The organism is Pseudonocardia sp. CA-107938 (assembly GCF_050936315.1).
In the GTDB taxonomy this organism is placed as follows: domain Bacteria; phylum Actinomycetota; class Actinomycetes; order Mycobacteriales; family Pseudonocardiaceae; genus Pseudonocardia.
In genome coordinates this window covers 5,155,001-5,169,241 of record NZ_JBNJNA010000001.1, presented here as the reverse complement: position 1 = coordinate 5,169,241, position 14,241 = coordinate 5,155,001, and the positions used below count along the sequence as shown (strand labels likewise).

Below are 14,241 nucleotides of genomic sequence, written 5' to 3'. Positions count from 1 at the left end.
ACGGTTAGTGATCATGCGGTGCCGGTCAGCCCGCCCGCACCGTGGCGCCCGTCCGCACCGCACTCCGACATGCGAGGGCCCTGTGAGTGAGTCCCCCGGCGACCGTCCCGCCTCCCGCAAGCCCGCCTGGCTCCCCCTCGGCGCGGCGGCGCTGATCGTCCCGACCGCACTGGCCGGCATCACCCTGGCCTGGCCGCGCCCGCAGATCGAGGCGCAGCTGGGCCAGCGCGCCACCGAGGCCCTCGCCGCAGCCGGCATCCCCGCCGGGCGCGTCGCGTTCTCCGGCCGCGACGCCGTCATCAGCGGCGTTCCGGCCGCCCTGCGGGAGAAGGCGCAGAGCACCGTCGAGGGCGCCACCGGCGTCCGCATCGCCACGTTCACCGAAGCCGGCGGCGGGGCCGGCGCCGTCCCGTTCGGGTTGAAGGAGACGGGCGACTCGATCGTCCTCAGCGGCGCGGTCGGCAGCGAGGACGAGCGCAAGCAGCTCGTGTCGGCCGCGGCGGCCCAGGCCGGCGGGCGGTCCATCGAGGACCAGCTCACCGTGCAGACCGGCGGCGCCCTCCCCGATGGTGTCACCCCGCAGTCCGTCACCGCCGTCGCGGGCGCGCTCGCGGGCGCGAACGGCGAGGTCACGGTCTCGGTGTCGGGACGAGGGCTGACCATCTCAGGCGCCGTGCCGGACCAGGCCACCAAGGACGCAGTCGCGCAGCGGGTGGCGGCGGCACTGCCCGGGCTCGCCGTCGACAACCAGCTCACGACCGCCGGCGGCACCGCCGTCAGCCCCGCCCCGGCTCCGGCCCCGGCACCCGCGCCGTCCGGGGATCTCGACGCCGCCGCCAAGCAGCAGCTCCAGGGCCGGCTCGCCCAGCTGCTGGCCACGTCGCCGATCAGCTTCGGCCCGAACAGCCCGCAGCTCACCCCGCAGGGCGGCGCCACGGTCGCGAAGGTTCTGGACCTGCTCAAGTCCGCCCCCGGCGCCCGCATCCAGATCGACGGCTACGTCGCCGCCGGTCCCGGCGACGGCCGGCTCACCGCGCAGCAGCTGTCGGACGCACGCGCGGCCACCGTCCGGGACGCGCTGGTCGCCGGCGGCGTGCCGGCCGACCGGATCACGGCCCGCGGGCTCGGCGAGGGCTCGTCCCCGGCCCAAACCGCGGCCGCCCGCCGCGTCGAGATCACCGTCGTCTGAGGGAGAACGCCGTGCTCTATCTCTTCACGCAGGTCTGGGTCCTGATCCTCGTCGCGTTCCTGCTCGGGCTGGCCGCCGGATACCTGTTCTGGGCCCGTCCGATCAAGCGCGCCGCCGACCTGCTCGAGCAGAGCTGACCGAACTACTCGCACACCGCATCCCTGGAGGACCCTCCCGTGTCGTGGCTCTTCGGTCAGACCTGGATCTGGTACCTGATCGCATTCGCCGTCGGCGTGCTGCTGGCGTGGTTGCTGTTCGTGCTGCCGGCGCAGCGCCGGTTGCGCCGGCTGGAGGCCGGTGGCGGTACGCGCCGGGCGGTCGACGAGCCGACGTCGGTGGTCGGCGGTGGCAAGGCCGCGGTGGCCGCCGCAGCCGCCGGTGGCGCTGCTGCCGTGGCGGCCGGCGACGCGGATGCCACGGCGAAGGTCGACGCCGGCACCACCCCCGACGTCGACGACGCGGCCACGGAGCAGATCCCGGCCGTCGACTCCGCCCTCGCCACCCTCGACAAGGGGCGCAGCGGCCTTCCGGTCCCGCCGGAACCGACCACGCACATCCCGGTCGCCGGCAGCTCCGACCCGACCACGGAAATCCCCGTGGTGCCCGCCCAGGGCGACGCGCCCACGTCGGTGTTCCCGACGGCCGGTGCAGCGGCCGGCCTCGCCGGGCTCGCTGCGGCCGGCGTCGGCGCCACCGCCGCGGAACGTGCGGACGACAGCGCGGACAACAGCGCGGACGACAGCGCGGACGACAGCGCGCCGGTCGAGGAGGAGCTCGAGCCGGACGAGCCCGCCGTCGAGGACGAACTGGAACCCGACGAACCGGCCGTCGAGGAAGAGCTCGAGCCCGACGAACCGGCCGTCGACGACGAACTCGAACCCGACGAGGCCCCCGCGGAGGAGCCCGGCCCGGTGGGGTCGGCGGTCGCGGACACCAACGGGCACGTCGGGGCCGGCGCGGCTGCCGCGATCGGCGCGGTGGGCCTGGGCGCGGCCGGCTCGTCCGAACAGCAGGAGTCCGACCCGGCCCCCGAGGACGGTTCGGAGGCCGACACCACCGCCATCCCCGTCGTCGAGGACGTCGACAGCGCCACCGATGCCCTGCCGACCGTGACCGACACCCCGACCGACGCGCTGCCCACCGACCACGGCACCGACGCCGCGCCGGCAGAGAGCAGCGACAGCAGCAGCACGGACGCCACCACCGCGATCCCGGTCGCCGAGCCGGCGGCCGCCGCTGCGGACGAGACGGCGGTGGTGCCCGCGCCGGCACCCGGCTCCGACGAACCGGATGCCGGCGACGGACCGGCCGAGCCCGAAGCGGCGGCAGACGCTCCGGCGTCGGACGACGGCCAGAGCAGCGGCGCTGCGGCCGCGGCCGGGGCAGGCGCGCTCGGCGTCGCCGGCCTCGCCGCGGCCGGCACCGGTTCGTCGGCAGCTGCGCCGGCGGCCGACGCCCCCTACGGCCCAGGCTCGGCACGGGCGAACCCAGACGGTTCCGCGCCCGGCCCGGAGTACACGATCAAGGGCAACGCGGACTCGATGCTGTACCACTCCCCCGAGTCGCCCTACTACAGCCGCACCCGGGCGGAGGCGTGGTTCACGTCGACCGAGTCCGCGGAGGCGGCCGGCTTCGCCCCGTGGTTCCGGCGCCGTCAGGGCGCTGCGTCCACTCCAGCGGCGACTCCGCCCGCCGAGGCGGAGGGTTCGTCGTCCGGCCAGTCGTAGCACCGGTCGGACTGCATCGGCGGGCGTCACAACGTGGTGGCGCCCGCTCTTGCATGTGGTCTTCAGAATGCCCGAATCCCACGATGCGGACACCCAACGTGTCCGTTGACCACGCTGAGTGACCAACTTGACCGATCATGTAGCTGATTCGTTACGTCAACGGCTTTACGACACGTGGGCCCGTCCGGCTAGTGTGCCTAAGTTCCGCGACAGCCCCGCAACCCGGGAGCTGCGTGATCGGTGGGGAGACAGGTGAACGTCCGTGATCGGCATGTCGTCGTGCAGCCCATGAGAGAGCGCCGCAGCGCGCCGACCGCGCACCCGATGCTCCACCGCGCATGACCGCGCCTCCGCAGACGACGGGGTCGGCGGCAGAAGCCCACCCCGAAGCGATCGTCGAAGGTGTCGGAGCCAAGGCGATCCAGGGCCGCTCCCTCGGCCAGATCGCGTGGATGCGGCTGAAGCGCGACAAGGTCGCGCTCGCCGGCGGTGTGATCATCGTCGTCTTCATCCTGCTGGCGATCGTGGCGTTGCTCCTGGACCGGGTCTTCGGCGTCCTCCAGCCGAACGTCGGGCACCAGGAACTGATCGACAAGTCGACGTTGGCACCCCTCGGCCCGTTCGGCGGCATGAGCGCGGCGCACCCGCTCGGCGTCGAGCCGCAGAACGGTCGGGACATCCTGACGCGCATCTTCGTGGGCTCCTGGATCTCGCTGTTGATCGCCATCGGGGCCACGCTCCTGTCCGTCGCCATCGGCACCGCCATGGGTCTACTGGCGGGCTTCTTCGGCGGCTGGGTCGACGCGGTCATCGCCCGGATCATGGACGGCTTCCTGGCGTTCCCGCTGCTGGTCTTCGCGTTCGCGATGGCAGGCGTCATCCCGGACGCGGCGTTCGGCCTCACCGGCGACCAGCTGCGCATCCTGCTGCTCATCTTCATCATCGGCTTCTTCAACTGGCCCTACATCGGCCGCATCGTGCGCGGTCAAACGTTGTCCCTGCGCGAACGCGAGTTCGTCGACGCAGCCCGCAGCCTCGGCGCCAAGAACCGGTGGATCCTGGTCAAGGAACTGCTGCCCAACCTCGTGGCGCCGATCCTGGTCTACGCCACGCTGCTGATGCCCACGAACATCCTGTTCGAGGCGGCCCTGTCGTTCCTCGGTGTCGGCGTGAAGCCGCCGACCGCGACCTGGGGCGGCATGCTCTCCGACGCGGTGCGCTACTACACGCTGCCGTACTTCATGCTCTGGCCCGGCCTGGCGATCTTCGTGACGGTGCTGGCCTTCAACCTCTTCGGCGACGGCCTGCGCGACGCGCTGGACCCCCGCTCCCGCTGAGCTCTTCCCCTCGACGCACGTCTGGCGAACCGCCGGCCGGCACACAAGAAAAGGTGTCGTACATGAGAAAACGCGTGTTCATGGCGACCGCAGTCGGTGCGGTCGCCGCGCTCGGTCTCGCCGCCTGTGGCGGCGGAGGCACTGGCGGCTCGGGCGGCGGTGGGAGCGCGACGCCGGCTGCGGACGCTGCCATCGGCGCGATCTTCAACCCGTCCGACACCAAGGGCGGAACCCTGAAGTTCGCCTACTCCAGCGAGTGGGACTCGCTCGACCCGGGCAACACGTACTACGGCTTCTCGTGGGACTTCATCCGGCTCTACGAGCGCCAGCTCGTGATGTTCAAGCCGGGTCCCGGCAAGGAGAGCCAGGAGATCGTCGGCGACCTCGCCGAGGGCAAGGGCGTGCCGAGCGACGGCAACAAGACCTGGACCTACAAGCTCAAGTCGGGCCTGAAGTTCGACGACGGCACCCCGATCACGTCGAAGGACGTCGCCTACGGCGTGCTGCGGGCCACGGACAAGACGGTGTTCCCGAACGGTCCGACCTACTTCGGTGACGTCCTCGCGCTGCCGGACGGCTGGAAGGGTCCGTTCACGACCCCGAACCTCGACGCCTCCCAGGCGATCCAGACCCCCGACGACCGGACGATCGTCTTCAAGCTGAAGCAGGCGATCGGCCAGTTCGACCAGCTCGCCCAGCTGCCGGACACCTCTCCGGTGCCGAAGGCGAAGGACACGGGCGCGAAGTACCAGGAGTCGATCGTCGCCACGGGCCCGTACAAGTTCGAGAGCTACACCTCGGGCAAGTCGTTCGCCCTGGTCCGCAACCCCAACTGGGACCCGGCGACCGACCCGAACCGCAAGGCGCTCCCGGACCGCATCGAGGTCTCGCTCAACGTCGAGGCCAATGACATCGACAACCAGATCCTCGCGGGCACGCTCGACGTCGACGTCGCCGGCACGGGCGTGCAGGCGGCGGCTCTGCCGACGATCCTGGGCAACCCGGACAACAAGGCCCGCACCGACAACCCCTCGACCCCGCGCCTGTGGTTCACCTCGGTGAACCCGCAGATCGCGCCGCTGGACAACGTCGAGTGCCGCCGCGCGATCCTGTACGCAGCGGACAAGAAGGTCTACCAGAGCGCGCTCGGTGGCGACGTGGCCGGTGGCGACATCGCGACCACGGTGATCCCGCCGCTCGTGCCCGGCTACGAGAAGGCCGACCTGTACCCGTCGGGCCCCAACCAGACCGGTGACCTGGACAAGGCCAAGGAGTCGCTGGCCAAGTGCGGCCAGCCCAACGGCTTCGAGACCAGCATCTCCTACCGCAACGAGCGGCCGAAGGAGAAGGCGGTCGCCGAGGGCCTGCAGCAGGCGCTGGGCCGCGTCGGGATCAAGCTCAACCTCAAGGGCTTCCCCGCCGGCGGGTACTTCTCGCAGTACGCCGGCCTGCCGCCCTTCGCCCGTGCGCAGGGTCTCGGCCTGGTCGTGAACGGCTGGCAGAGCGACTGGAACGACCCGTACGCGTTCCTGCAGCAGATGGTGGACAGCCGGGTCATCCGGGAGACCGGTGGCTCGAACAACATCAGCGTCCGCATCCCCGAGGTCGACCAGATGCTCGACCAGATGCTCAGCTCCACCGATCAGAACCAGCGGCTCGACCTCGCCAAGAAGATCGACGCCAAGGTGCTGGAGCAGGCCGAGATCCTGCCCGGCGTGTACGCGAAGGCGCTGCTGCTCCGCGGTCAGAAGCTGACCAACGTGTACTACAACGAGCAGTACGGCATGTACGACTACACCGCGCTCGGCGTGGCGTCGAACCAGTAAGCATGCCCACCGGCCGGCCCGGGACCACCCGTCCCGGGCCGGCCGGCCCCACCACCACCATCCGGGGACGTCCGTGATCGCCTTCATCGCCCGGCGCCTGATCGCCGCCGTCATCCTGCTCGTGGCCGTCAGCGCCGTGACCTTCGCGATCTTCTTCGTGCTGCCGCAGCTCGCCACCGGTGGCGGGCCCGACTCGCTGGCCGGCAAGTACGTCGGTCGCACCGCGACGCCGGAGATCGTCCACGACGTCGCCGTGAAGCTGGGCTTCTGGGACCCGCTGCCGCTCCAGTACTGGCACTGGTTGAAGGCCGTCTTCGTGGGCAGCACCTACAACTACGGGCCCGCGACGGCGGTGTGCCCGGCCCCGTGCCTCGGCTACTCCTACATCACGCAGCAGCCGGTGTGGCCGGACCTGCTCGACCGGGCTCCGGTCACGTTCTCGCTCGCCATCGGCGCCGCGGTGCTGTGGGTGCTGATGGGCGTCTCCACCGGCGTGCTCTCCGCGCTTCGCCGGGGCACGTTCTTCGACCGCGCGGCGATGGGCATCTCGCTCGCCGGCGTCTCGCTGCCGATCTTCTTCACCGGCCTGGTCTGCCTGGCGTTCCTGTCCTACCAGCTGCGCATCACGGCCCCCGGTGGCAGCTACGTCTCGTTCTTCACCAACCCCGGCAGATGGGCGTTCTTCCTGCTCCTGCCCTGGGTCACCCTCGCCTTCCAGTTCTCGGCGAACTACGCCCGCCTCACCCGCGCCGGCATGCTCGAGACGATGAACGAGGACTACATCCGCACGGCCCGGGCCAAGGGCCTCGCCGAGCGCACGGTCGTCGTCAAGCACGGCCTGCGCGGCGCGCTCACCCCGCTGCTGACGATCTTCGGACTCGACGTCGGGCTGCTGCTGGGCGGCGCGGTGCTGACCGAGAGCACCTTCTCGTTGAAGGGCCTCGGCAAGTACTCCATCGACGCCATCAACGCCGGTGATCTGCCGAAGGTGCTGGGCGTCGTCCTGTTCGCAGCGACCTTCGTGGTGCTGGCGAACCTCATCGTCGACATCCTCTACGCCGTCGTCGACCCGAGGGTGCGCACATGACCGAGCCCAGCAACCCGACGGAGGACGTCCTGACGGAGCCGACCAAGACCGCCGCGCGGCCGCACCGGACCCGCACCGCGGGCGAGGCACCGCTGCTGGAGGTCTCCGACCTGCGCGTGCAGTTCACCACCGACGACGGCGTCGTGAAGTCCGTGGACGGGCTCAGCTTCACCCTGGAACGGGGCCGCCGGCTGGGCATCGTGGGCGAGTCCGGATCGGGCAAGAGCGTCACGAGCCTCGCGATCATGGGGCTGCACCGGCACGCCACGATCACCGGCTCGATCAAGCTGAACGGCGAGGAGCTCGTCGGCGCCGACCCGGACCGCATCCGCGCGCTGCGCGGCGAGGACATGGCGATGATCTTCCAGGATCCGCTGTCCGCGATGCACCCGTACTACACGGTGGGTTCGCAGATCATGGAGGCCTACCGGATCCACCACAAGGTCACCAAGCAGCAGGCCCGCCGGCGTGCGGTCGAGATGCTCGACCGGGTCGGCATCCCGCAGCCCGACCGCCGCGTCGACGACTACCCGCACCAGTTCTCCGGCGGCATGCGGCAGCGCGCCATGATCGCGATGGCGCTGTCGTGCAACCCCGCGCTCCTCATCGCCGACGAGCCCACCACGGCCCTCGACGTGACCGTGCAGGCGCAGATCCTCGACCTGATCCGCGACCTGCAGAAGGAGTTCGACTCCGCCGTCATCATGATCACGCACGACCTCGGCGTGGTGGCCGAGCTCGCCGACGACATCCTCGTGATGTACGCCGGGCGCGCGATCGAGAAGGGCAGCGCGCAGGACGTCTTCTACCGCCCGCAGCACCCGTACACCTGGGGACTGCTGCAGTCGCTGCCGCGGTGGGACCGGGAGCGCACCGACCGCCTCCTGCCGATCCCCGGCAACCCGCCCAGCCTGATCAACGTCCCGTCGGGGTGCCCGTTCCACCCGCGGTGCGCCTACGCCGACCGCAACCACGGCCGCAGCGAGAGCGAGCGACCGCAGTACCAGACCGTGGCCGGGGAGCACGTGGTCGCCTGCCACCTGGCGCCGGAGGAGCGCCGGTCCATCTGGGAGAACGACATCAAGCCGACGCTCTGAAAGGGCGAACAATGACCGAGCAGAGCACCACCAGCGCGGTGGACCTCGGGAAGCCCCGTGGCGAGGTGCTGCTGTCCGCGCGCGGGTTGCAGAAGCACTTCCCGATCAAGGCCGGGTTCCTCCGCCGCACCGTGGGTGCGGTGCAGGCCGTCGACGGTCTCGACTTCGACGTCTACAAGGGCGAGACGCTCTCCCTCGTCGGCGAGTCCGGGTGCGGTAAGTCCACCACCGGCCGCCTGCTGACCCGGCTGCTGGAGCCCACCGGAGGCACCGTCGAGCTGGAGGGTCGCGACATCTCGCACCTGTCGCAGAACGAGCTGCGGCCGATGCGGCGCGACATGCAGATGGTGTTCCAGGACCCGTTCGGCTCGCTGAACCCGCGGCACACGGTCGGCACGATCGTGGGTGCACCGTGGCGGATCCAGGGCGTCAACCCGGAAGGCGGCGTCAAGAAGGCCGTCCAGGACCTGCTCGCACTGGTCGGGCTGAACCCGGAGCACTACAACCGCTATCCCCACGAGTTCTCCGGCGGCCAGCGGCAGCGCATCGGGATCGCGCGCACGCTCGCTCTGCGACCCAAGCTGATCGTCGCCGACGAGCCGGTCTCCGCCCTGGACGTGTCGATCCAGGCGCAGGTGGTGAACCTGCTGGAGGACCTGCAGGAGGAGCTCGACCTCACCTACGTGATGATCGCCCACGACCTCTCCGTGGTGCGGCACGTGTCCGACCGGGTCGCCGTGATGTACCTCGGCAAGATCGTCGAGCTGGGAGAGCGCGACGCCGTCTACGAGCGGCCGATGCACCCGTACACGGTGGCGTTGATGTCGGCGGTGCCGATCCCCGACCCGGCGCGGCGCGACAAGCGCGAACGGATCCTGCTCACCGGGGACGTGCCCAGCCCGATCAACCCGCCGTCGGGCTGCCGGTTCCGCACGCGGTGCTGGAAGGCGCAGGAGGTGTGCGCGACGACGGAGCCGCCGCTGGCCGAGCTCGCGCCGGGCCACCGCGCCGCCTGCCACTTCCCGGAGAACGTCCCGGCCGCCTGACTCCGGCTACGGTGGGTCGCAGCACCGTCGACCGCCGAAGGAACCGCATGATCCCCCTGGCCGAGAACGAGCACCTCTTCACGTCGGAATCGGTCACGGAGGGCCATCCCGACAAGATGGCCGACCAAATCTCCGACGCGATCCTCGACGCGGCGCTGGCCGCCGACCCCGCGTCCCGGGTGGCGTGCGAGACGCTGGTCACGACGGGCCTCGTGGTGGTCGCCGGGGAGATCACCACGACCGCGACGCTCGACTTCACGAGCATCGTGCGCGACACCGTGAACCGCATCGGTTACGACCGCGGCGACTTCGGGTTCGACGGCAACCACTGCGCCGTCATGGTCACCCTGGACAAGCAGTCCCCCGACATCGCGCAGGGGGTCGACTCCGCGTACGAGAACCGCCGCCCTGACGGCCTGCCGTCGCAGGACGAGCTGGACTCGGATGGTGCTGGAGACCAGGGCATGATGTTCGGCTTCGCCTGCCGGGAGACCCCGGAGCTGATGCCGCTGCCGATCGCGTTGGCGCATCGCCTGTCCCGCCGGCTGGCCGCTGTGCGCAAGGACGGCACCCTGGGTTACCTGCGCCCGGACGGCAAGACCCAGGTCACGGTGCGGTACCGCGACGGCGTCCCGGTGTCGGTGGAGAAGGTGCTCATCTCCACCCAGCACGCCGAGGAGGTCGAGACCGCGCAGATCCGGGCCGATCTGTGGCAGCACGTCGTGGTCCCGGAGATCCCTGCCGACCTCTACTCCGACGCCGAGCTGCAGGAGAACTTCTACGTCAACCCGACCGGCCGGTTCGTGATCGGCGGCCCGGTGGGCGATGCCGGCCTGACCGGCCGCAAGATCATCGTCGACACCTACGGCGGGTTCGCCCGGCACGGCGGCGGCGCGTTCTCCGGCAAGGACTCGTCGAAGGTCGACCGCTCCGCCGCCTACGCCGCCCGCTGGGTGGCGAAGAACCTCGTCGCGGCCGGCCTGGCCGACAAGGTCGAGGTGCAGGTGGCGTACGCCATCGGGGTGGCCCGCCCGCTGTCGCTGCTGGTGGAGACCTTCGGCACCGAGCAGGTGCCCCTCTCCACCATCCGCAAGCTCGTCGACGAGCACTTCGACCTGCGCCCGGCGGCGTTCCGCCGGCACCTCCAGCTCAACCGGCCGATCTTCGCGAAGACCGCGGCCTACGGCCACTTCGGCCGCGACGACCCCGACTTCACGTGGGAGCGCACGGACAAGGCGGCGGAGCTCCGCGCGGCCGCCGGCCTTGCCTGAGGTTCACGCGCAGCGACCGTCGCCGAGGTCCACGCGCCCGGAATCACGGGCTACCGTCCGAGGATGCCCGCGTCTCTCGCGCATGCCCTCCCGTTCACCCTCGCGGCGCTCGCCCTGATCGTGGTGCCCGGTCCGTCGGTCCTGTTCGTCGTCAGCCGGGCGCTCGCCTACGGCCGTCGCGCTGCCTTGCTGACCGTGCTCGGCGGGGCGGTCGGCAGTCTCGTCAGTGCCGCCGCGGTCGCCGTCGGGATCGGCGCGCTGCTGCAGGCGTCGGCGCTCGCCTACACCGTGCTGAAGGTGCTCGGCGCCGCCTACCTCTGCTACCTGGGCGTCCAGGCCATCCGCCACCGCACCCGGCTCTGGGACGCGCTGCAGGCCGAGGCCGCGCCGGTCAGCGGGCGGCGCACGCTGGCTCAGGGGTTCGTGGTCAGCGTGACCAACCCGAAGTCGATCGTGTTCTTCGCCGCGGTGCTGCCGCAGTTCGTGGACACGTCGACGGGTGCCGACATCGCTCCCGCTGCGCAGATGCTCGTGTTCGGCGCGATCTTCGCGGTGCTCGCCCTCGCCTCCGACAGCGTCTGGGGCCTGACGGCCGGCACCGTCCGGGCCTGGTTCGCCCGGTCGCGCCGGCGTCTGGAGCTGGTGGGCGGCGCGTCCGGGCTCACCATGATCGGGCTGGGGGTCGGGATCGCCGTCAGCGGTCGGAAGGACTGACCAGGCACACGACGTGCCCGTCCGGGTCGGTGAGCACGCTCTGCCGCTCTCCCCACGGCTGGTCGGCCGGCTCGTCGATCACGGTGCAGCCGACCTCGGCGGCGGCCTTCGTGACGGCGTCGACGTCGTCGACGGTGAAGCTCGCGGCCACGCCGGCCGGCCCGGGGGTCGGGGGCCGCTCGTGCAGCATGAGGTCGATGCCGCCGGGCACGGTCAGCACGGCGAAACCGGGGAAGGCGGGTGCGGTGGGGAGGTCCAGGACGTCGCGGTAGAAGCGCAGGGCGCGGTCGAGATCGGCGACCGAGACGATGAGGCGGCGGAGTCCTTTGGTGGTCACCCGGCCATCCTGCTCCTCGATGATCTCCGTTCGTCCGACGGCGTCTCGTCGGTCACTCCCGCGCGTGCGAACCGGTGCGCGCGACGATGATGACGGTCGATGCCCACCTCGACCGCCGCCCGCTGGCTCGCGCTGATCGCGCTCACGGCGGCCGTGACGGCCGGCATGGCCGCGGTCGCGGTGCCCTCCCCCGCGCTCTTCGCCGGCCTGCTGGTGGCGACCGCGCTGGCGCTGGCCGGACGGGGTCCGGCCCGGGTGCCGCAGCGCGCCACCACGGCCGCCCAGGCGGTCATCGGTGTGGTGATCGGCCTGCTGGCCAGGCCCGACACACTGTCCGGCCTGGCGACCGACTGGCTGCCGGTCCTCCTCATCAGCCTCGCGACGCTGGCGGTGAGCATGGCCGCCGGGCTCCTGCTCGGCCTTCGCGACGGCGTCACCCCGCTGACCGGCCTGCTCGCGCTCACCGCCGGCGGGGCGTCCGGGCTGGTGGCGATCACCCGCGACCTCGGCGGTGACGAACGGCTGGTAGCGGTCGTGCAGTACCTCCGCGTCGGCCTCGTGACCGCGACGATGCCGGTGGTGGCCGCAGTGGCGTACGGGGCCGTGGCCGGCGGGACGGCACCGGCCGATCCGGCCCGCCCCTGGTGGGTGGGGCTCGTGGTGCTCGTCGTGTGCGCCGGGGTCGGTGTCCCGCTCGCCCGGTTGACGCGGTTGCCGGCGGGCGGCCTGCTCGGCCCGATGCTCGTCGCGATCGCACTGAACGTCGCCGGCCCGGCGGACGGCGCGACGGTGCCGGCGCTCGTCGTCGAGCTCGCGTACGCGGTGATCGGCTGGCAGGCGGGGGTGCGGTTCACCCGCGCGAGCCTGCGGACCGTGCTGGGCGCCCTGCCGGCTGCGCTGGGCCTGATCGTCGCGATCATCGCGGCCTGCGCGGGGCTGGGCGTGCTGCTGTCCGCGCTGACGGGGGTGTCGCTGCTCGACGGGTACCTGGCGACCACCCCGGGCGGCGTCTACGCAGTACTGGCGACGGCGATCTCGGCGGGGTCGAACGTGACGTTCGTGGTGGCCGTGCAGGTGCTCCGGGTGATCCTCATGCTGCTGGTGGCGCCCGCGCTGGCCCGGCTCGCGCGGCGCCGCGCCCGCTACCGGCAGTAGCGCCACGTACCGTCGGGAGGGTGCCGACGTCGCGTCCGTCCCGCCGCGGGTTCCTGGCCGGCGTTGCCCTTCTGGCGTCGGGTTGCGCCGCACCGGCCGTCGTGACGGCCCGCTCACCGGGGCTGGACGAGCTCGTGGCCCGGTTGAGCGCGTACGCGGATCGGGACCAGCCCTACCGCCCGCCGCGGCCGGACGAGCGGGACGGCCTGCTGGCCGGTCTCCAGCCGCTGCGCGACGGACGGCCGCCCGCGCCGGACGTCGCGCGATTCGGCATGGACCCGGTCGCCGGCACCGACGCGTCGACCGGGAAGCGCTGGGTGGGCGCCGTCAGCCGCACGGGCGACGAGCGCGCCTGGGGCGCCGTCCTCGCCGGGGCGGACGAGCCGTCGTCGATGCTGGTGGAGGTGCCGCACATCAAGGCGGACCTGCACACCGAGGACCTCGGGCTGGCGGTGTTCCGGGCGCGGCCGGGTGCGCTGCTCCTGATCGCCGGTGCCCACCGCGACGCGGACAGCGGCCGTGCCGACGTCGCCCACCACGCCGACTCGCTCTTCCACGCCATCGCTGCAGCCTGGGGCGGGGCAGGTCTCCCCCAGCTGCAGCTGCACGGCTTCAGCGACGACAGCCTGCCCGGGCACGACGCGGTGGTCTCGCCCGGTGGCTCGGCCCCGGGCCCGCTGCTGACCCGGGTGTCCGCGGCACTCGCCACCGCGGCCGGGCTCGGGGTCTGCCGGGCCGACGAGCAGGACTGCGGCGCGTTGGAGGGTCGCACCAACGAGCAGGGCAGGGCGGCCGCGGCCGCGCACACGGAGTTCGTGCACGTCGAGCTCAACCGGACGACCCGCGACGACGCCCGCCTGCGGCAGCGGGTGGCCGACGCGCTCGCGGCCGCTTGACGGTCAGGACGAGTCGCGCAGCTCGGTCAGCCGGTCGCGGGCCCGCTGGACGGCCGGTGGCTCGGCGGACAGCAGCCGCAGTGCGTCGTCGACGCCGGCCCGCAGCCGCGCGCACTCCTCGGCCTGGTCGAGGACCTGCGTGTGCATGGTCCACAGGTCGACGAAGACCGCGACCTTCGAGCGCAGCACCCACGGGTCGAACGGCTTGGTGATGTAGTCGACGGCACCGGCCTGGTAGCCGCGGAAGGCGAGGTGCGGGTCGTAGTCGACGGCGGTGAGGAACAGGATCGGGATGTGCCGGGTGCGTTCGCGCTGCTTGACGTGGCCCGCGGTCTCGAACCCGTCCATGCCCGGCATGTGCGCGTCGAGCAGGATCACCGCGTAGTCCTCGACGAGCAGCCGCTTCAGCGCATCCTCGCCACTGGTGACCGCGACGATCTCGACGGGCAGCCCCTCCAGGATCGCGGTCAGGGCGAGCAGGTTCTCCCGCCGGTCGTCGACGGCCAGCACCCGCGCGGTGCGTGAACTCATGCGCTGACGTCCTCGGTGGATGGCGGGG

At 71.9% G+C, this 14,241-nt stretch carries 14 protein-coding genes; 12 read left to right on the top strand and 2 right to left on the bottom strand.

Translation table 11 applies throughout. The features are described from left to right. Positions 1-82 precede the first annotated feature (82 nt). The 10 genes from ACQEVB_RS25535 to ACQEVB_RS25490 all read left to right on the top strand — a co-directional run bounded on the left by ACQEVB_RS25535 (position 83) and on the right by ACQEVB_RS25490 (position 11,294). Entirely contained in the window at positions 83-1,189 is a 1,107-nt protein-coding gene (locus ACQEVB_RS25535; protein WP_432975957.1) for an OmpA family protein, read from the top strand. Positions 1,190-1,200: 11 nt separating this feature from the next. After that, entirely contained in the window at positions 1,201-1,326 is a 126-nt protein-coding gene (locus ACQEVB_RS25530) for a hypothetical protein (RefSeq protein WP_432975954.1), read from the top strand. A gap of 39 nt (positions 1,327-1,365) precedes the next feature. Next, positions 1,366-2,916 carry a LapA family protein gene (locus ACQEVB_RS25525; RefSeq protein WP_432975951.1) on the top strand — a complete coding sequence of 517 codons (1,551 nt, stop codon included), beginning with the start codon at positions 1,366-1,368 and terminating at the stop codon, positions 2,914-2,916. A gap of 338 nt (positions 2,917-3,254) precedes the next feature. After that, positions 3,255-4,253, top strand: coding sequence for an ABC transporter permease (locus ACQEVB_RS25520; RefSeq protein WP_432975948.1), 999 nt, complete (start codon positions 3,255-3,257; stop codon positions 4,251-4,253). A gap of 62 nt (positions 4,254-4,315) precedes the next feature. Beyond that, positions 4,316-6,079 carry an ABC transporter substrate-binding protein gene (locus ACQEVB_RS25515; protein WP_432975945.1) on the top strand — a complete coding sequence of 588 codons (1,764 nt, stop codon included), beginning with the start codon at positions 4,316-4,318 and terminating at the stop codon, positions 6,077-6,079. Between the two features lie 73 nt (positions 6,080-6,152). Beyond that, entirely contained in the window at positions 6,153-7,166 is a 1,014-nt protein-coding gene (locus tag ACQEVB_RS25510; protein WP_432975942.1) for an ABC transporter permease, read from the top strand. Beyond that, positions 7,163-8,263 (top strand): ABC transporter ATP-binding protein, encoded by a 1,101-nt coding sequence (locus ACQEVB_RS25505; protein WP_432975939.1) that lies wholly within the window; start codon positions 7,163-7,165, stop codon positions 8,261-8,263. Before ACQEVB_RS25510 ends, ACQEVB_RS25505 begins: the two co-directional genes overlap by 4 nt. 11 nt (positions 8,264-8,274) lie before the next feature. Further along, on the top strand, positions 8,275-9,309 hold the full coding sequence (locus tag ACQEVB_RS25500; RefSeq protein ID WP_432975936.1) for an ABC transporter ATP-binding protein: 1,035 nt from the start codon (positions 8,275-8,277) through the stop codon (positions 9,307-9,309). Between the two features lie 47 nt (positions 9,310-9,356). Further along, positions 9,357-10,580 carry a methionine adenosyltransferase gene (metK, locus tag ACQEVB_RS25495; protein WP_432975933.1) on the top strand — a complete coding sequence of 408 codons (1,224 nt, stop codon included), beginning with the start codon at positions 9,357-9,359 and terminating at the stop codon, positions 10,578-10,580. A 63-nt stretch (positions 10,581-10,643) separates the two neighbouring features. Continuing rightward, complete coding sequence (locus tag ACQEVB_RS25490) at positions 10,644-11,294, top strand: LysE family translocator (protein WP_432975930.1); 651 nt, start codon at positions 10,644-10,646, stop codon at positions 11,292-11,294. Here ACQEVB_RS25490 and ACQEVB_RS25485 read toward each other — a convergent pair. Then, positions 11,275-11,631 (bottom strand): VOC family protein, encoded by a 357-nt coding sequence (locus tag ACQEVB_RS25485; RefSeq protein WP_432975927.1) that lies wholly within the window; start codon positions 11,629-11,631, stop codon positions 11,275-11,277. The two genes, ACQEVB_RS25490 and ACQEVB_RS25485, sit on opposite strands and share 20 nt — an antisense overlap. Positions 11,632-11,730: 99 nt before the next feature. On the opposite strand from ACQEVB_RS25485, the gene ACQEVB_RS25480 reads away from it, so the two are divergent. After that, positions 11,731-12,786 carry an AbrB family transcriptional regulator gene (locus ACQEVB_RS25480; RefSeq protein ID WP_432975924.1) on the top strand — a complete coding sequence of 352 codons (1,056 nt, stop codon included), beginning with the start codon at positions 11,731-11,733 and terminating at the stop codon, positions 12,784-12,786. Positions 12,787-12,806: 20 nt separating this feature from the next. Beyond that, positions 12,807-13,682: a hypothetical protein gene (locus ACQEVB_RS25475; RefSeq protein ID WP_432975921.1), complete on the top strand. Its 876-nt coding sequence runs from the start codon at positions 12,807-12,809 to the stop codon at positions 13,680-13,682. A gap of 3 nt (positions 13,683-13,685) precedes the next feature. On the opposite strand, the gene ACQEVB_RS25470 is transcribed toward ACQEVB_RS25475, so the two are convergent. After that, entirely contained in the window at positions 13,686-14,213 is a 528-nt protein-coding gene (locus tag ACQEVB_RS25470; RefSeq protein WP_432975918.1) for a response regulator, read from the bottom strand. Between the last annotated feature and the right edge of the window lie 28 nt (positions 14,214-14,241).

Coding starts and splice junctions, on each gene's coding strand:
- ACQEVB_RS25520 (WP_432975948.1), top strand. CDS start 3,255: ATGACCGCGCCTCCGCAGACGACGGGGTCGGCGGCAGAAGCCCACCCC.
- ACQEVB_RS25515 (WP_432975945.1), top strand. CDS start 4,316: ATGAGAAAACGCGTGTTCATGGCGACCGCAGTCGGTGCGGTCGCCGCG.
- ACQEVB_RS25505 (WP_432975939.1), top strand. CDS start 7,163: ATGACCGAGCCCAGCAACCCGACGGAGGACGTCCTGACGGAGCCGACC.
- ACQEVB_RS25500 (WP_432975936.1), top strand. CDS start 8,275: ATGACCGAGCAGAGCACCACCAGCGCGGTGGACCTCGGGAAGCCCCGT.
- metK (WP_432975933.1), top strand. CDS start 9,357: ATGATCCCCCTGGCCGAGAACGAGCACCTCTTCACGTCGGAATCGGTC.
- ACQEVB_RS25490 (WP_432975930.1), top strand. CDS start 10,644: ATGCCCGCGTCTCTCGCGCATGCCCTCCCGTTCACCCTCGCGGCGCTC.
- ACQEVB_RS25480 (WP_432975924.1), top strand. CDS start 11,731: ATGCCCACCTCGACCGCCGCCCGCTGGCTCGCGCTGATCGCGCTCACG.
- ACQEVB_RS25470 (WP_432975918.1), bottom strand. CDS start 14,213: ATGAGTTCACGCACCGCGCGGGTGCTGGCCGTCGACGACCGGCGGGAG.